At 66.6% G+C, this 17,378-nt stretch carries 15 protein-coding genes; 3 read left to right on the top strand and 12 right to left on the bottom strand.

Annotated features, from left to right (window positions below):
- Nucleotides 1-78 precede the first annotated feature (78 nt).
- The 3 genes from ASE96_RS03875 to ASE96_RS03865 form a co-directional block, all read right to left on the bottom strand.
- Complete coding sequence (locus ASE96_RS03875) at nucleotides 79-1,179, bottom strand: NADH:flavin oxidoreductase/NADH oxidase (protein ID WP_056426157.1); 1,101 nt, start codon at nucleotides 1,177-1,179, stop codon at nucleotides 79-81.
- Nucleotides 1,179-2,180, bottom strand: a complete 1,002-nt coding sequence (locus ASE96_RS03870) for a tetratricopeptide repeat protein (protein ID WP_056426155.1) — start codon at nucleotides 2,178-2,180, stop codon at nucleotides 1,179-1,181. The genes ASE96_RS03875 and ASE96_RS03870 overlap by 1 nt, the downstream gene beginning before the upstream one ends.
- Nucleotides 2,181-2,295: 115 nt before the next feature.
- Nucleotides 2,296-4,200 carry a hypothetical protein gene (locus tag ASE96_RS03865; RefSeq protein WP_056426152.1) on the bottom strand — a complete coding sequence of 635 codons (1,905 nt, stop codon included), beginning with the start codon at nucleotides 4,198-4,200 and terminating at the stop codon, nucleotides 2,296-2,298.
- A gap of 329 nt (nucleotides 4,201-4,529) precedes the next feature.
- Here ASE96_RS03865 and ASE96_RS03860 point away from each other — a divergent pair, with 329 nt between their 5' ends.
- On the top strand, nucleotides 4,530-5,702 hold the full coding sequence (locus ASE96_RS03860) for an AI-2E family transporter (RefSeq protein ID WP_156367503.1): 1,173 nt from the start codon (nucleotides 4,530-4,532) through the stop codon (nucleotides 5,700-5,702).
- Nucleotides 5,703-5,776: 74 nt separating this feature from the next.
- Here ASE96_RS03860 and ASE96_RS03855 read toward each other — a convergent pair whose 3' ends face one another.
- Both ASE96_RS03855 and ASE96_RS03850 read right to left on the bottom strand, forming a co-directional pair.
- Nucleotides 5,777-6,574, bottom strand: coding sequence for an alpha/beta hydrolase (locus ASE96_RS03855; protein ID WP_056426146.1), 798 nt, complete (start codon nucleotides 6,572-6,574; stop codon nucleotides 5,777-5,779).
- A gap of 77 nt (nucleotides 6,575-6,651) precedes the next feature.
- A complete protein-coding gene (locus ASE96_RS03850) occupies nucleotides 6,652-7,005 on the bottom strand; it encodes a hypothetical protein (RefSeq protein WP_056426143.1) in 354 nt (117 codons plus the stop codon).
- Between the two features lie 59 nt (nucleotides 7,006-7,064).
- Between ASE96_RS03850 and nucS the strand changes: the two genes are divergently transcribed.
- Nucleotides 7,065-7,760, top strand: coding sequence for an endonuclease NucS (gene nucS / locus ASE96_RS03845; protein ID WP_056426140.1), 696 nt, complete (start codon nucleotides 7,065-7,067; stop codon nucleotides 7,758-7,760).
- Nucleotides 7,761-8,071: 311 nt separating this feature from the next.
- Nucleotides 8,072-8,275 (top strand): cold-shock protein, encoded by a 204-nt coding sequence (locus tag ASE96_RS03840; RefSeq protein ID WP_024365900.1) that lies wholly within the window; start codon nucleotides 8,072-8,074, stop codon nucleotides 8,273-8,275.
- A gap of 237 nt (nucleotides 8,276-8,512) precedes the next feature.
- On the opposite strand, the gene ASE96_RS03835 is transcribed toward ASE96_RS03840, so the two are convergent.
- The 7 genes from ASE96_RS03835 to atpA all read right to left on the bottom strand — a co-directional run bounded on the left by ASE96_RS03835 (nucleotide 8,513) and on the right by atpA (nucleotide 17,323).
- The gene (locus ASE96_RS03835; protein WP_056426137.1) at nucleotides 8,513-11,068 is read right to left on the bottom strand and encodes a bifunctional lysylphosphatidylglycerol flippase/synthetase MprF; all 2,556 of its coding nucleotides are present in this window, start codon (nucleotides 11,066-11,068) and stop codon (nucleotides 8,513-8,515) included.
- Nucleotides 11,065-12,447 (bottom strand): alpha/beta hydrolase, encoded by a 1,383-nt coding sequence (locus ASE96_RS03830; RefSeq protein WP_056426134.1) that lies wholly within the window; start codon nucleotides 12,445-12,447, stop codon nucleotides 11,065-11,067. The genes ASE96_RS03835 and ASE96_RS03830 overlap by 4 nt, the downstream gene beginning before the upstream one ends.
- Before the next feature lie 5 nt (nucleotides 12,448-12,452).
- Nucleotides 12,453-12,884: a DUF2550 domain-containing protein gene (locus ASE96_RS03825; protein WP_056426131.1), complete on the bottom strand. Its 432-nt coding sequence runs from the start codon at nucleotides 12,882-12,884 to the stop codon at nucleotides 12,453-12,455.
- A 10-nt stretch (nucleotides 12,885-12,894) separates the two neighbouring features.
- On the bottom strand, nucleotides 12,895-13,179 hold the full coding sequence (locus ASE96_RS03820) for a F0F1 ATP synthase subunit epsilon (protein WP_056426128.1): 285 nt from the start codon (nucleotides 13,177-13,179) through the stop codon (nucleotides 12,895-12,897).
- Nucleotide 13,180: 1 nt separating this feature from the next.
- Nucleotides 13,181-14,635 (bottom strand): F0F1 ATP synthase subunit beta, encoded by a 1,455-nt coding sequence (atpD, locus tag ASE96_RS03815; RefSeq protein WP_056426125.1) that lies wholly within the window; start codon nucleotides 14,633-14,635, stop codon nucleotides 13,181-13,183.
- Between the two features lie 80 nt (nucleotides 14,636-14,715).
- Nucleotides 14,716-15,609, bottom strand: coding sequence for a F0F1 ATP synthase subunit gamma (locus tag ASE96_RS03810; RefSeq protein WP_056426122.1), 894 nt, complete (start codon nucleotides 15,607-15,609; stop codon nucleotides 14,716-14,718).
- A gap of 76 nt (nucleotides 15,610-15,685) precedes the next feature.
- Nucleotides 15,686-17,323 carry a F0F1 ATP synthase subunit alpha gene (atpA, locus tag ASE96_RS03805; protein WP_056426670.1) on the bottom strand — a complete coding sequence of 546 codons (1,638 nt, stop codon included), beginning with the start codon at nucleotides 17,321-17,323 and terminating at the stop codon, nucleotides 15,686-15,688.
- Between the last annotated feature and the right edge of the window lie 55 nt (nucleotides 17,324-17,378).

Here is a 17,378-nt window from a genome sequence, read left to right as displayed (position 1 = left end):
CGGAACGGATCGTCCGCAAGGCGTACCCCTGCGGGCGGACCTTACTCTCCCTGCGGGAGGGCCTGCGAGAAGGCCCTGCTAGAAGGAGTGGCGGGGAATCGCACGTTCGTACTGCGGCGGCCAGGCCAGCTCATGGCCCAGCTCGAACGCAGCGCGCAGCCACCAGTGTGGATCGCGGAGGGCGGCGCGGGCGATGAAGACCCCGTCGGCCTGGCCGGTGGCAACGGCATGCTCGGCTTGACCGGCCGACGTCAGCAGCCCCACAGTGCCGGTCCTGACCCCGGTTTCACGCCGGATGCGCGCGGCGAAGCCGGTCTGGTAGCCGGGTCCCGCGGGGATCTGCTGCCATGCCACGGCGCCGCCGCTGGAGACGTCCACGAGGTCCACTCCGTGTTCCGAGGCTGCCTTGGCCATCCGGACCGAGGCTTCCGCATCGATGCCGCCCTCGGCCCAGTCCGAGGCGGAGATGCGCAGGAGCAGCGGCATGGAGTCGGGGATGACGTCCCGCACGGCATCCACCACGGCGAGGGTCAGCCTGTTCCGGCCGGCCTCGTCGCCGCCCCAGCGGTCTGTGCGGTCGTTGACGAGGGGACTCTGGAACTGGTGCAGGAGGTAGCCGTGGGCGCCGTGGATTTCGATCGTGTCGAAACCGGCGCCGACCGCCCGTTCCGCCGCAGCGGCGAAATCGGCGATCACGCCGTCGATCTCGTCCTCCGTCATTGCCGACGGCGCGTCGTAGCCGTCAAAGGCTGAGGTGCCGGGACCCACGGTGGGCCAGCCGCCGTCGGCGGCAGCCACCGTACCCTTCTGTCCGGAGAACGGCCAGTACGACGACGCCTTCCGGCCTGCGTGCGCCAGCTGGGTGCCGATCTTGGCCCCTGCGGCTCCGTGCCGGTGGACGAAGGCCGTGATCCGCTCCCAGGCCGCAGCCTGGTGGTCGTTGTAGAGTCCGGCGTCACGCGGGCTGATCCGTCCGGCGGCGTTGACGGCGGCCGCCTCGGTAAGGATCAGTGCTGCACCCCCGGTGGCGAACGAGCCCAGATGCATCAGGTGCCAGTCGGTGGGGACCCCTTCCCCGGTTTCGGGCTCGCAGCTGTACTGGCACATCGGCGACACCCAGCCGCGGTGCTGAAGGTGCAGGGAGCGCAGTTCCAGCGGCGTAAAGAGCGCCGACCCCATCAGAAGAGGACCCGGGCCAGGTTCTGGCGCGCTTTTGCCACGCGGTCATCGGTGGCGCCGACGACGTCGAACAGTTCCAGCAGCCTGACCCGGGCCGTTTCCCGCTCCGGGCCGAAGTTCCTGCCAATGAACGCGACGATCCGGCCCAGTCCGTCCTCGACGTGTCCGCCGGCGACGTCCAGGTCGGCCACGCCGAGCTGGGCCTCAAGGTTGTCCGGCTCGTCGGCGGCGAGCTGGCGCAACGCGTCAGTGTCCGCGGCGGAGAGCGGCTGGAGCCGGCCCATCAGCTCCACCTGGGCGAGCCCGGCCTTGGCTTCGGCGTCGGCGGGCATTTCCAGCAGGGCCTGGCGGTACGCGTCCGCGGCCGCTGCGTAGTCCCCGGCTTCGATCGCGTCAAACGCCTTCTGGTGCAAAGGAGGCAGCGGCGGAGCCTCGGGGCCGTCCGCGGCGGGTCCGCCCGCACCGATCCGTCCGGTGACGCCGTTGGCTGAGGCCACCTTGAGCAGTTCATCGAACAGGCTGCGGACCTGCGGTTCCTCGGCTCCGCCTTGGAACAGGGGCACCGGCTGGCCCTTGACCAGCGCCACGGCGGTGGGAACGGCCTGCACCTGGAACGCCTGGGCGAGCTGCGGGAACACCTCGACGTCGGCGGCACCGAGGACCAGCCGGCCGTCGTAGCTGTCCACGATCCGCTCGAGGACGTCGACCAGTTCGGCGGAGCCGGGCGAGTAGGCCGCCCAAAGCGCGACGACGACAGGAACCTGGGCCGACAGCTCAACGAGTTCCTGGAAATTGGCTTCGGTGATGTCCACCCGGAGCGGACGGCCGGCGTGGTCCTCGTCCCCGTTGCCCGCGGCCGGGGATCCCGGTGTGCCCGCCGTGCCTGAGGCGGCCGGCGGCGCGACGGGCCGCTGTTTGAGGGAGGACAGGTCGACGGCGCCCCGCAGGTTGAGCGGGTTGGCAGCAGCGGGCGGGACCGGGCGGGAGGCTGGCGAAGTCATGGTTCCACTCTAGCCATACCGGCCCCTCCCGGTGCCACTTGAACGAGCCCGGACAGCAGAAAGGACCCGGCCAGCGGGCCGGGTCCTTTCTGTATCTACTGGTACCCCTGCGGTCCTACTTGAAGCTGGCCCCGACGAGGCCGCGGGTGGCGGCAACAAGTTTCATCGGGTCCGACGAGCCTGCCGGCGGGATGTAGACAGCGGCGGATTCGGCGAATTTCAGCACCATGCCGGTGCTTGTCTCCTTGCCGCCCGCGAGGGCCGCAGCGTCGTCGCCGATGGTCAGCTTGTCGCCGGAGGCCTTGGGCGTGCCGTCGAACGAGAAGTCCAGTCGGCCCAGGGCCAGGGCCCCGCCGTCGGCGGTCCGGAAGACCACAACGCTCTCCGGAACCAGTTTGTGGCTGAAGGCGAATTTGCCGTTGACGCCGGACTTCACCACATCGGCCTGGTAGGCGAGGGTGTCCGCGATGTACGGCGAGGACTTACCTTCCGCGAGCTTGTCCTTGAACTTGGACCCGGCGGAATTCAGCCGGTCACCCAACCCGGTCAGCGCTTCCTGGCCGCTGTAGAGGAGACCGGTTTTGTCCGTCGGTGCCAGTGTCCCGGTGCCGTCGCGCTCGATCCCAGGGAAGGTGGTGCCGGGCTGGAGCGGGGTGGTAAGGACCAGCTTGTAGTTCTCCCGCGGGGAGGCCTGGGTCAGGGTGAGCAGCTGCGGAACAACATTGCCCTCGCCCTGGGTCACCGCCATGACCTTGCGCGGCCAGGCGCGGTCCTCGGTGACCACCGTGGTGAGGAGCTTGGTGGCGCGGACCGGCATCCGGGGCTCGTACGAGCCGACGCGGGAGCGGATCTTGTAGTTCTGCGAGCGGACTTCGAGCTCAGGACCGGCGACGCGGGGCTTCAGCTTGTTGGCGTCCTTGGCCGCGTCTCCGGCGTCGGACGCGCTGGCAACCTGCTCCAGGATGCGGCGGAACTGGGTATCGAGCAGCACCGGGGATGCCGATGCCGGCTCTGCGCTGGCCGAGGCCTCGCCCGGTGTCGGGGCGGGCGTCTGGCTGGCCTGTGCGGCCACTCCGCTGCCTGCGACGGCGGTGGCGGTCAGCACGGCGACGACCGCTCCGGAGCGCCGCAGCCGCTGCGCCGCGGTCAGTGGTGCGGCGGAGGACTTCTCGGCGGTGTTCGTGGGGGCCGCGTTCGTCGGGGCGGTGTTCGTGGGGGTTGCGCCCTTGGCGTCAGCACCCTTCGCATCAGCCGCCGGCGATCCGACAACGGGCACCGCGGACGTGGCTTCGGCGGACTTCCGGGCCTCGCTGCGGGCCGCGGCCTTGGCCTGCGCACGACGGGCAAAGCTGCTGCCGCCGTCCGAATCACCGGTTGAACCGCCGCCGGCGCCGGGACGCGCACCGGACTTGGACTTGGGCTTGAGCACCATCAGGGCGATGCCGGCCAGGATCAGCAGGCCGCCCAGGACCATCAGCGGGATGGCCCACGGAGTGGAGGTGTCGTTCGGGAAGGTTATGGTGATCGAGGTGGGGGCCGGCTTGGTGCCGTCCGTTGCGAGCAGCAGCGACCAGTCGCCGTCGGCCGGTGCGTTCCAGTTGTACGTCAGCTCTCCGCTGGCGTTCTCTGTGCTGACCCAGAGATCGGAACCTGCCGGTGAGGGTGAGGCGGCTTCACCTTCCGCGTGCGTCAACTGCAGCGCCTTGCCGTCCTCGGAGACGCCCGAGACCGTGTTGTGCGCGGTCTTTCCGACCCAGGCGTCAACGTCGTCCGGACGGCCCGCGGCCAGCATAAAGCTGCCCTCCCCCTTGACCGTGATGGTCACCGTGCCGTCGCGCATGGTGCGCAGCTTCTCGTCAAAAACGGTCAGCGGAGCAGCGGTGGCACCCTCGGGTGCGGTGGCGGTCACGGTCTCGGCCGGAGCCCAGAAAGTCTTCTGGCCGACTCCTGCCAGCAGTGTCAGGAGGCCGAGCAGCACTAATGCAACTGCAGTCTTGAAACGCAAAATATTACCTATCATCAGCGGACACGTAGCTTCAATAGTAACCGTTTTGTTACCACCGAGTCAGATCGAGGCTGTTGTCAACCCCCTCCGGGCCACCCGCCGGAGCCGCCTGACCCCTCCAAAACAAGCCTGCTGATAGTGTTTGCGGTGATCATCACACAGGGGCCGCCGCGGCGTCTCCGCCGGGGATATACAGAGATTAAAGGGCTTTCAACGCAGTGACTGGACACACGGACTCGTCCCCCTCAGGACCGGAAGAAGACCTGGAATCCGGCAGCACGGCGGGAAGTCCGCAGGAGCAGGTTTCCCCTCGCCGCGCCGCCCTGGCCGGAGTGCTGAGTTCGATGGCGCACCGGCTTCGCCAGCCTCTTCCCGGAGCACAGCCACGGCTCCGCTTTGAGATGCCGCCGGAACAGGAAAACGACCCGACGACGCCGGAGACGGAGACGGGCACCCGCTTCGGCAACCCCGGCCCGCGGATGTCCTCCCAGCACCCCCTCTACGTCGGCTTCATGGGGACGGTCGGCGTCGGCGTTGCCCTGCTGGTCTACTGGATCGGCTCCAACACGACGCAGCTGATTCTCTGGATCGTAGCGGCGCTGTTCATCGCCTTGGGCCTGGACCCGGTGGTGCGCTGGCTCGAAGGAAAGAAGGTCCCCCGCGCCGCAGGCATCGTGATTGCCGTCGCCAGCCTGGCCCTGGGTGTCGCCGCCTTCTTCGCCACGCTGATCCCGACGATCGTGCAGCAGGTCACCCAGATCGTCGAGGAGGCGCCGCGCTGGATCACGGAGTTCATCAACTCTGATTTCTTCCGCAGCATCGACAACCAGTACGGCGTACGGGAACGCATCTCCCAGGAGCTGGAGAAGTTCGTCAATGATCCCGCGGCGATGGGCGGCATCTTCGGCGGGGTGGTCGGGTTCGGCTCCACCGTGGCGAACGGCCTGTTCGGCGCCCTGATCGTGCTGGTCCTGAGCCTCTACTTCCTGGCCGCCCTGCCGGCCATGAAGAAGTGGGGCTACCGCCTGGCCCCGCGGTCCCGCCGGGCCAGGGTTGAGGCCCTGTCCGAGGAGATCACCGGTTCCGTGGGCAATTACGTGATCGGCCAGGCCGTCGTTGCGCTGGTGAACGCGACTTTCGCGTTCATCGTGATGTCGATTGTGGGCGTCCCGTTCGCCGTCCTGCTGGCCTTTGTGGTGGCCCTGCTGGCATTCATTCCCCTGGTCGGCGGCCTGATCGCCGGTGTCATCGTCACGCTGATCGCGCTCACTGCAGGCTGGCAGACGGCAGTGGTCTACGCCGTCTGCTATTTCGCCTACCTGCAGTTCGAGGCGTATTTCATCTCCCCGCGCATCATGCAGAAGGCCGTCGCGGTTCCCGGCGCCGTCGCCGTCATCTCGGTGATCGCCGGCGGCAGCCTGCTCGGCGTGCTCGGCGCGCTCATCGCGATCCCCACCGCCGCCGCCATCATGCTGTTGGTCAAGGAAATCTTCATCGTCCGCCAGGACAACCACTAACATTTTCCGCTACGGAAAAGGACAGCCGCTGCGTGGATCCACGTAGCGGCTGTCCTTTTCCGTAGCGGAAACCCTCAGGCGTGGGCTGTGGCCACCGGGCCGTCCCAGGACTGCGGCAGTTCGGTGCTTGTTCCGCCCGGCAATACCTCGTCGACAATCTCGTTGAGCACCCGGCCGGCGTACTTCTCCCCCACCCACAGGTGCTTGGCCCCGTCCACGCCCACGACGCGGGCCTGCGGCACCACCTCGAAGCGCTCCCTGGCCCCGGCCGGCTGGAGGTAATCGTCCAGCTCGGGAACCAGGACCTTGAGCGGTTTGCCGGAGGCAGCCCACTCCTTCAGGTGCACATCCGTGGCCCGGTGCAGCGGAGGGGACAGCAGGATGGCGCCCTCCACCTCGGAGGCCACCGGCTCGGACGCCCCGTACATCAGCGCGAGCTCGGTGCCGAAGGACCAGCCCACCAGCCAGCGGTTCGGCAGTCCGCGGTCGACGGCGAACTTCACGGCCGCCTCGACGTCGAGGCGTTCGCCGATACCCTCCTCGAACGCTCCCTCGCTGGTTCCCCGCGGCGAGCCGGTGCCGCGGGTGTTGAACCGGAGCACGGCGATACCCGCGAGGGCGGGCAGCCGGTAGGAGGCCTTGCGGTAGACGTGCGAGTCCATGAATCCGCCGTGCGTCGGCAGCGGATGAAGGGTGATCAGGGTGGCCTTCAGCTCGCCGGACTCCGGGAGCGCCAGCTCCCCGACGAGCCGGTGCCCGTCGGCGGTGCGGAGCTCCACGTTTTCCCGGCGGGCCGGGAGAACGGTGGAGGCGCGGATCGCGGTCGGTCCGGAAGGCTGGCTGAAGACGTACGACGCCGGGTCAAAACTCATGCGTCCAGCTTAGCTAAAGCAGCCGGCGGCGCTGCCCCTGCAACAACTCCGCTTCCGGCAAACAACCGGCGGAGCAGTCAGCGATACCGGTAGCTGCGTGACGTCCAGCAGTTGGTATGCCAGTGCCGCCGCTCCGCCAGCCCGGCTGCCGCCCCGAAGAGGTGGTCCTCGGACCACACGACGAGGTGCGCCACACCCGGCAGCACCGCCGTCGAACAGCCCGGACAGATGTACGTCTTCTCGGCGCGGCTGGCGGTGATCGGCCGGACCGACCACTCGCCGTCCGGTGCGCTTTCCCGGCGCGCGAAGCCCGACCGCGCGCGTTCCAGGTCCAGCTCCGGCACCGGCCCTCCTTTGGCGCCGGGCTTGGGCAGTTTGCCGGACCCGGCGCGTCCTGACACGGCTCGGCGGGGGCGGTTGGAACGGGGCATGGTTCCATTCTGCCCCAGCGCGGGTGCCCCCTGTCGCCGCAGACGGTAGTGTTGACCGGGTGCGTTTAGTCATAGCCCGTTGCTCCGTTGATTATGTCGGCCGGCTCAAAGCCCATCTCCCGCTCGCCACCCGGCTCCTGCTGGTCAAAGCCGACGGTTCCGTGCTGGTCCATTCCGACGGCGGATCCTACAAGCCGCTGAACTGGATGAGCCCCCCGGCGTCCCTGCGGGTCTCCACCCCGGACGAGGTCGACGTCGAAATCGGCGTGGTGGAGCAGTGGACCGTCCAGTCAGCCAAGACCGACGACCGGCTGATCATCAACATCCATGAACAGCTCCATGACACCTCGCATGAGCTAGGCCAGGACCCCGGGCTCATCAAGGACGGCGTGGAAGCGGATCTCCAGCGGCTGCTGGCCGACCAAATCGAACTCCTGGGCGCCGGCTTCTCCCTCATCCGCCGCGAGTACTTCACCGCCATCGGCCCGGTGGACATCCTCGCCCGGGACGCCAAGGGTGCCACCGTGGCCATCGAACTCAAACGCCGCGGTGACATCGACGGCGTCGAGCAGCTCACGCGCTACCTCGAACTGCTCAACCGCGACCCCCTCCTGGCGCCGGTCCGCGGCATTTTCGCCGCCCAGCAGATCAAGCCCCAGGCCAAGGTCCTGGCAAACGACCGCGGCATCGACTGCGTCACCCTGGACTACGACGCAATGCGCGGCGTCGACGACGTCGAATCCCGGCTCTTCTGAGGCCCGCACTGCGGCTCCGGAAGAGAACCCGGCCGGCGGTAATGCACCGTTGATAACGTTGGTCGACCCTTTGTACAAAATTTATGCCAATTGTGCGCCGTGCCCGTTGACCTGACGCAACTGGCATGAAATTCTTATACGAGTCTTTGTGTAGGTGTTTTTTCATGCTCGCAAGACATGTTGCGAGCGTGAAGCGCCTGCCGCCGAAGCCCGGATATTCCGGCCCCACAGCCCAGGTTCTTCTCGCGGAGTGACCAAGTCCGGCACGAAGTGTGCCGGCCTTAATCAAGATCCATAATGAGGAGAAATACATGGCACAGGGAACTGTCAAATGGTTCAACGCTGAAAAGGGCTTCGGCTTCATCACCCCGGACGACTCCGATGGCGATGTCTTCGTTCACTACTCCGAGATCCAGACCGGCGGCTTCAAGACCCTCGACGAGAACGCCCGCGTTCAGTTCGAAATCGGCCAGGGCGCCAAGGGCCCCCAGGCAACCGGCGTGACGCTGGTCTAGTACCGCGTCGCGGAACTGCCTATGGCAGTCTCCGCAAAGAATGATCCCCGGCCCTAGTGCCGGGGATCATTTTTTTTGCTTTGTTGGCGGACTGTTCCGCGCACGGTGCATTGTTTTAGGGAACGTTTGGGCGCCCGCCCAATTGACGGGTCCGCATTGCTGCGGGACGTTTGTTGCACCCACATTGTTGAACTCGGCCGTGGCACGTGCCTTTCTGCACTGCGGCGCGTAACGGCATTAGCGCACGAGGGTCCTCAGCAACCGGGCGCTTTGCCGCACGGACAGGCCCGGAAGATAGGCGCGGCTCAGCGCCCTGCCCATGGCGGGCAGGTGCAGGGGGTCCTGATAATAGAGGTACAACGTCCGGTACTCGGGTTTGAAACGGGACTTGAATGTTGCCAACGAACGGAACCCGTAGATGGGCTCGAGCGCTTTCCCCACGACGTCGAGAATTCCCGCCAGCCCGCCGGATCCGGCCTCCTGGCCGGCAACGTCAGCCACCGTCGCGGTGTCCTTCGCCAGCGGCGATCCGGACAGCGAAATCACGTCCACCGTGCTCCGCAGCTCCAGCACCGCGGACGCGATCAGGAATTCCATAACCCCGGGGAAGGCGTCGCCGCGGCGCCGCATGAAGTCCAGCGTCCAGCTCACGAGGCGCCCGTCCGCGTACACCGGCAGCCAACTCGTGACGCCCTGGACCTGGCCCCCGGCGTCGACCGCCAGGCAGCAGAGCACCTCTCCGTCCTCCAGCTCGTCGATCCCGCCGAGGGTGAACCCCATCTCCGGGACGGATTTCTGTGCGGCCCACTCCTCCGAGACCTCGACCAGCTGGGCGCGGAGCGCAGGCGCAAAGTCCGCGTAGCGGCCCCACACCGCTTGCACGCCGGTTTTGTCCGCCCGGTTGAGGGCGGTACGGACGTTTTGCCAGTCCTTGCCCTTGAACTCGAGCATGCGCACCGCGAGCCTGGTTTCCTGGGCCACCGCCACCCGCCGGAAACCGCGGCCCTTCAGCATCGGCCACAGCTCGTCCGTGCAGGAGTAGAAGCAGGGAATGAGTGCGTGTTCGGCGCAATACCGGATGAAGCCCGTTGCGGTCTCCTCGCGGAACGCCGCCGGGCCGAACGGTCCGGCCAGAGTCAGCGCGACGTTGCCGTGCTGCTGGTAGGCCACTCCCCCGCGGCCATCCGGGGCGAACCAGTACCTGTTGGGCTCCCACAGCGCCATCCAGGACAGCGAGTCGCCGCCCTGGCGGATCAGGCTGCGGGCCGCGTCGCGGTCATCGGCTGCGGCGTCGGTACGATGCAGCCTGCGCTGCAGAACCACCCAGACGGCGGCCAGGGCCACCGCCCAGAAGATGATGCCGGTCGTGGCGAAGAGGAAGGCCTCGGCGGCGTTACGGCCCTGAAAGATGCGGCTGTAGATTCCGGGGATGGGAAGCGGCAGGTACTGCCGGGAGAGCTCTGCGGCCAGGCCCAGGAGGCCGCCGTCCCGGTCCATGCCGCCGGCGGCCAGCCAGACCCCTGTGTAGCAGGAGGCCAGCACCAGCCAGGTGCCGCCGACGACGGCGGCGAGGGCACGGCGGGCCCGGGGGCTCGTTTCGACGCGGAACTGGCGGCGGTTGGCGGCGAGCAGCACCACAAGCACGAGCGGAACCACTACGAGCGGCAGGACGTGGACCACCCCGGATCCCAGCAGGCCGGTGCGCGGGCGGTCGGGGTATTGGTGGATCCTGGCGAACAGCGACAGGTAGACGGCGGCCATGACCGTGACGGCGAGCTGGAGGGTGATCGCGATCCGCAGCGCGAGCCGGCGCCCGTGCCGCATGCCGTCGGCGCAGATGAGCAGCAGCACCACCGGTACCACGGCCAGTGCGAGGCCCAGCGGCCCCGCGAAACCGGCGCGTCCGGCCTCCAGGCACGTGACGTCGACGCTGCCCCCGCAATATCGTTCCATCTGGGTCAGCGTGGGGAGCGGATTCAGGACGACGTCCCGCAGCAGCGCCAGTGGCCCGGTGGGGGTCCGGACCATGGCCGTCAGGATGGGACCGACGGCGAAAATCGCGACGGTCAGGGCCAGGAGATTGCGGGTTTCGCGTCCCGTGGAGCGGTGGCGGTGCAGCGTGCCCCGGTCGCCTTGGATCCACCAGCCGGCCGCCAGCCCCGCCAGTGCACCGGCGAACCCGACGACGGTCTCCGCGTGCCCGACATACAGCACGAGCATGAGGGAGATGGAGACAACCGCGGTGCGCAGTCGGCGTTGCCACAGCGTGGGCAGCAGACCGCTGGACGCCAGCGAGACGCCGAGGACCGCCGCGTACGGGCCCATCAGCCGCGCGTCAACCATCCGGCTGAGCCATCCGTCGTCGGCGTAGCGGGCAAGCTGCGTCAGCAGCAGGAACAGCGTCACCGCGGCGAACTGGGCGGCGAAGTAGAACATGGCGGTGCGCCGGGTCCCCAACTTCCGCTCGGCCAGGCCCAGCAGAAGCAGGATCATCAGCGCGGCCGCGGCGTAGGCCAGCAGGTTGGTGGCAAAGAACAGGGAGGTGAACAGCGACCACCACTGTCCGGCTTTCAGCGCGGGGGCGCTGACGGAGGCCACGTCCAACAGCGATTCCGGCGGCCCGGAGAGAAAGCTTCCGGTGGCCGCACCAGTGACCAGGAAGACCGCCAGGACTGTCAGGGTGAACGGTACGGCGCGCAGATGCCCCAGTGATTGGCGCAGGCCCTCGCGTCCCAGGCCCTGGAGGGAAGTGGCCCCGGTCCCCCGCGGCTGTGGCGTTGCCCCCGGACTCACTGCCGGATTCCCCAGCGGGACGCAAGGAAGTCGAGCCCGGAGGTCAGCCCCTGGGACGCCGTGTCCCAGGAGTGCCCGGCACCGGCAACGGGGCGAGACTCCACCGTGAACCCGGCGGCGCGCGCGGCGTGGGACAGGATCTCCATGTAGCCGATGAATTCAGGGTCCCGTTCACCGGCGCCGAAGTAGATGGCATGCCCGTCGAAACGGCGGTCCTGCATGAGCCGCAGCGGTGTCTGGCGGTCGAAGGTTTCGGTGTCTCCGTCGAAGGAGGCGGCGATGGTTTTTTCGCGCTCCTTGGCGAGGGCGGGTTCCTTCTCGCTGGAGAACGCCAGCGCGGAACTGTAGATGTCGGGGTGCCGGGTCACCATCTGCATCGCGCAGGTTGCGCCGAAGGAGAAGCCGCCGGCCGCCCACCGCGAGGGGTCCTGATCCACGTCCAGGGTCTGTTTGATCCAGCCAGGCACGTCCACGGAGAGGAAGGTGTCGGCCCGGGCGATCCTGCTGTCCATGCAGAGGGTGTTGCCCGAGGAGTAACCGTTGGGGTCCACCACCACCACCACCGGGGCCACACCGTGGTGCTCCGCCGCGTACCGGTCCATGCGGCCACGCAGTGCGCCGCCTGTGAGCCAGTCCGCCGGCGCGCCCGGCTGGCCGGCGAAGAGGACCAGTACGGGAAGGGCAGGCCGCGGGCTGGCCCGGTAGGCCGGCGGGAGGTAGATGTAGGCCTCGCGGCTCTCGAAGCCGGAAGTTGTGCCGGGGATTGCAGCGCGCCGCAGCACGCCGCCGTCGGGCAGCCCGGCCGGCGGGCTCCACCCGGCCAGGCTGCTGCCGGCAGGGGCTCCCGGCGTGCGTTTCAGCCCGTCTTCCAGTGGCTGGACCCGCGCCACGGCAGTGCCCAGCAGGTCGCTGACGGTGTGGTTGAGGCCAAAGTAGATGTTCGTCTGGACGGCGGAGAGGATGATCACGCCCAGCAGGGCGCCCGTTGACAGCGCGGCAATCCGCGCCGGGCGGGGCCGGTCTCCGCGCCCAGGGGACCGGATGTATCCGGGCCGCCAGGTTCCCCACAGCCGCGTGAGCCAGAGCAGCAGCGCCGTGACCGCGGGAAGGGACCAAGCCAGGACCTCACCCGGCAGTTCCCCGGGGACGACGGAAAAAACGTAGATCATCAGCCAGTGCGCACCGGCGAGCAACGCGGCGGCGGACAGGATGGCAACGGCGACGGGAAGGAGGAGTTCCGGCCAGCGGGGGCCGGCCGCGTCCCGGCTGCGGCGCCGTCCCGCATGCCGGACGAGGTAAGCCGCGCCCGCAGCACCCACAGCCCAGGCGATCCACACCACCGGCCCGTCCACGAGCCGGAGGTCTTCGATGTAATGCACCCGGGTTAGCGCCAGGTGCCGACGCCGATGACCGGCCCGGCCTCAAGCCAGGAGGACAGCCCGGTGTAGGCGTCGAACCGCATCGCGAGCAGGACGTCTTGCCCTTCGTACCGGAGTTCTACAATCACGGCGTCGGGCTGGACCTTGACGAGCTCGGATTCGGTGGGCTTGCGCCGGCCGACCAGTTCCAGGGAGCTCCGCCGGAATGAGTGCTTGGGCCGCATGCTCAGCGAAGCAAGGCGGAACCACTCAAGGTCGTTGTCCTGATAACGACAAACCCCCATCTGCCAGCTGTTTCCAGCCGTGCAAATGGAGGCGTCCACCGTGCCCAGGGCGCGCCGCAGATTGAAGCGGCGCACCCCGGAAAGGCACAGTGCAAGTACCAGCAACGCAAAGATCGTTGCCAGGACGATGAACGGAATAACAGTATCGTTCATCAAGGTCGTGCTAGCGGATCCCCGCAGTAGCCGCGTCGCCCATTTGGGCGTTGTCAGCAACAATGACGACCCGGTTGTTGTCGACGGAGAAGAAGCCGCCGTCGACAACTACAGCAATGCGGTCACCGGACACCGGCTGAATTGCCAGTTCACCTTCGGCCAGAATCGCCAGCAGGGGCGAGTGGCCGGGCAGGATTCCGATTTCACCATTGCTGGTGCGGGCCTTGACCATCTGGGCCGCTCCGGACCACACGAAGTGGTCCGCTGCGACAATCTCAACCTCAAGCTCAGCCATATTACTTGGTCTGTTCCTGGATCTTGGCCCACTGGCGCTCGACGTCATCGAGGCCGCCGACGTTGAAGAACGCCTGCTCTGCGATGTGGTCCAGCTCGCCGTCGCAGATCGCGGTGAAGCCTTCAACGGTGTCCTTGATGGACACGGTGGAGCCTTCGACGCCGGTGAACTGCTTGGCGGTGTAGGTGTTCTGCGACAGGAACTGCTGGATGCGGCGTGCACGCGACACGACGATCTTGTCTTCTTCAGAAAGCTCGTCAACGCCGAGGATGGCGATGATGTCCTGGAGTTCCTTGTTCTTCTGCAGGATCTGCTTGACGCGGACGGCCGTATTGTAGTGGTCGTTGCCGATGTACTGCGGATCCAGGATGCGGGAGGTCGACGTCAGCGGGTCAACGGCCGGGTACAGACCACGGGAAGCGATTTCACGGGAAAGTTCCGTGGTCGCGTCGAGGTGTGCGAAGGTCGTGGCCGGGGCCGGGTCGGTGTAGTCATCTGCGGGGACGTAGATGGCCTGCATCGAGGTGATCGAGTGGCCCTTGGTGGACGTGATGCGCTCCTGGAGGAGACCCATCTCGTCAGCCAGGTTGGGCTGGTAGCCCACGGCCGAAGGCATGCGGCCGAGGAGGGTGGAGACCTCGGAGCCCGCCTGGGTGAAGCGGAAGATGTTGTCGATGAAAAGCAGCACGTCCTGGTTCTGCACATCGCGGAAGTACTCCGCCATGGTCAGGGCGGACAGCGCCACGCGCAGACGCGTTCCCGGCGGCTCATCCATCTGGCCGAAGACAAGGGCGGTGTCCTTGAGGACGCCTGCCTCTTCCATTTCAACCCAGAGGTCGTTACCTTCACGGGTACGCTCGCCGACACCGGCGAACACCGAGGTGCCACCGAAGTTGCGGGCCACACGGGTGATCATTTCCTGGATCAGCACGGTCTTGCCGACGCCGGCACCACCGAACAGACCGATCTTGCCACCCTTGATGTACGGGGTGAGAAGGTCGATGACCTTGATGCCGGTTTCCATCATCTCGGTGGAACCCTCAAGCGTCGCGAAGGCGGGAGCCTTGCGGTGGATGGGCCAGCGCTCGGTGATCTCGAGTTCCGACTCAGCCACGTCAAGCGGCTGTCCGAGGACGTTGAAGATGTGTCCCTTGACGACGTCGCCGACAGGCACGGAAATGGGGGCACCCGAGTCCACTACGGCGGTGCCACGGACGAGTCCGTCGGTTGCCTGCAGGGAGATGGCACGAATGACGTTGTCGCCGAGGTGCAGCGCAACCTCGAAGGTGATCGTCTTGGTCTCACCGTTGAGAGTAATCTCGGTGGTGAGTGCGTTGTAAATCGAGGGGATTGCGTCAGCCGGGAATTCGACGTCGACAACCGGGCCAATAACACGTGCAATACGGCCGGTAGCACCGGTCGTCGCGGCTACGTGTTCGGTAGCAGTGGCAGTCATCTCTCTCACTTCACTCAGTAGATGGCGTTGGGGTTAAGTTTACTTTGGTGCAGGTACAGCTGGTTCCGCGCTCGGGGAGGCTAGGACGCGTTCAAGGCGTCGGCACCGGCCACGATTTCGGAAAGCTCCTGCGTAATTTCAGCCTGGCGGGCCGTGTTGCGCAGACGCGTGAACTTCTTGATGAGCTCCGTGGCGTTGTCGCCGGCGGACTTCATTGCCCGCTGGCGGGCAGCGAGTTCCGAAGCTGCTGCCTGCAGCATCGCGGCGAAGATACGTGATTCGATGTAGCGCGGCAGCAGAGCATCGAGAACCTGCTCCGTTTCCGGCTCGAACTCGTAGAGCGGCAGGAGGTCCGACTCGGACGCAGCCTGCTCTTCGACAACCTCAAGCGGGAGAAGACGGACTACCGTCGGCTCCTGCGTGACCATGGACTTGAAGCGGGTGTAGACGACATGGATCTCGTCGACGCCGCCCTCTGCGTAATCCGTCGCAAAGTCGGCCAGCAATGCCTCGCCGATTTCCTGCGCGGTGGCAAACTCCGGTGCGTCCGTGCCGCCGGTCCAGACGCGCCCGTAGGGACGGTTCCGGAAGTCGAAGTAGGCCTGCGCCTTGCGGCCGACCAGGTAGAACTTGACTTCCTTGCCCTCCTCGACGAGCAGCTCGTTGAGGCCTTCCGCCTGCTTGAGCACACTCGCGGAGTACGAACCTGCAAGGCCACGGTCCGAGGTGATTACCAGGACGGCGGCCCGGCGGATCTGCTCCGGCTCGGTGGTCAGCGGGTGGTCGATTTCGCTCTGGCTTGCGACAGCAGAAACGGCACGCGTGATGGCGTTTGCGTAAGGCAGTGAAGCTGCTACGCGTGCTCGGGCCTTCCCGATGCGCGAGGTAGCGATCAGTTCCATCGCCTTGAAGATCTTGCGCATCGACGTCGTCGAGCTGATCTTCTGGCGGTAGACCCGGATCTGGGCTCCCATACTTATCCTTTCCTAAGATCCCGGTGGCCGGGACTGCCGGAACCCGGTGGGGTTCCGGCAGTCCCTGCCAGCGAAACTAGCGCTTCTGCTTGACGATTTTTTCCTGGTCGACCTGTGCCTCGTCGATGGCGGCGTGCTCTTCGTGCCCCGCACCAACCAGGTGGTTGTCTCCCTCGCCGAAGAAGCCCTTCTTGAAGTCCACGATCGCGGTCTTCAGCGCTTCTGCAGTGTCATCGCTCATGACGTTGGTCTGGGCCAGCGTCGTCAGGATGGAGGACTTGTGCTTGAGGTGCTCCAGGAACTCGGTCTCGAAGCGGTTGATGTCCTCAACCGGAACGTTGTCGAGGTGCCCGTTGGTGCCGGCCCAGATGGAGACGACCTGGTTCTCAACCGGGAACGGTGAGTACTGGCCCTGCTTGAGCAGTTCCATCAGGCGTGCACCACGGGTCAGCTGCTGGCGCGATGCGGCGTCGAGGTCCGACGCGAACATTGCGAATGCCTGCATGTCGCGGTACTGGGCCAGTTCCAGCTTCAAGGTACCGGAGACCTTCTTCATGGACTTGACCTGGGCGGCGCCACCAACGCGGGACACGGAGACACCCACGTCGACGGCGGGACGCTGGTTGGCGTTGAAGAGGTCCGACTGCAGGAAGATCTGGCCATCGGTGATGGAGATCACGTTGGTCGGGATGTAGGCGGAGACGTCGTTTGCCTTGGTCTCGATGAGCGGCAGGCCGGTCATCGAACCTGCACCGAGCTCGTCGGAGAGCTTGGCACAACGCTCCAGCAGACGGGAGTGCAAGTAGAACACGTCGCCCGGGTAGGCTTCGCGTCCCGGCGGGCGGCGCAGCAGCAGTGACACTGCACGGTAGGCCTCGGCCTGCTTGGAGAGGTCATCAAACACGATGAGGACGTGCTTGCCGCCGTACATCCAGTGCTGGCCGATTGCCGAACCGGCGTACGGTGCCAGGTACTTGAAGCCTGCGGGGTCGGATGCGGGGGAAGCCACGATGGTCGTGTATTCCAGTGCGCCGTTGTCCTCGAGGGTCTGGCGGACAGCCGCGATGGTGGATGCCTTCTGGCCGATGGCCACGTAGATGCAGCGCACCTGCTTGTTGACATCCCCGGAAGCCCAGTTGGCCTTCTGGTTGATGATCGTGTCGATCGCGATTGCCGACTTGCCGGTCTGGCGGTCACCGATGATCAGCTGACGCTGGCCGCGGCCGATCGGAATCATGGCGTCGATAGCCTTGAGGCCGGTCTGCATCGGCTCGTGGACCGACTTGCGCTGGGTCACGCCGGGCGCCTGGAGTTCCAGCGCACGGGTGGTCTCGGCCTTGATCTCGCCGAGGTCATCAATGGGCTCGCCCAGCGGGTCGACTACGCGGCCGAGGAAGGCGTCGCCCACCGGCACGGACAGAACCTGTCCGGTGCGGTGAACTTCCTGGCCTTCTTCGATGCCGGTGAAGTCACCGAGGATGATGACGCCGATTTCGCGGACGTCGAGGTTCTGGGCCAGGCCCAGCGTGCCGTCTTCGAAGCGAAGCAGCTCGTTCGCCATGACCGAGGGAAGGCCCTCAACACGGGCGATGCCGTCACCTGCGGTTGTTACACGGCCGACCTCTACGCGCTCTGCGTTTCCGGGTTCGTAGGACGCCGCGAACTCGTTCAACGCATTACGGACGTCGTCGGCGTTGATGGTCAATTCGGCCATCTGCAGTCCCTGCTCTCCTGTTTTCGTGATCATCGTTGCTCACGATGACCGGGGT

The sequence above is a fragment of the Arthrobacter sp. Leaf69 genome, from assembly GCF_001422645.1.
Lineage (GTDB): Bacteria > Actinomycetota > Actinomycetes > Actinomycetales > Micrococcaceae > Arthrobacter.
This window is presented reverse-complemented; position numbering and strand designations above follow the sequence as displayed.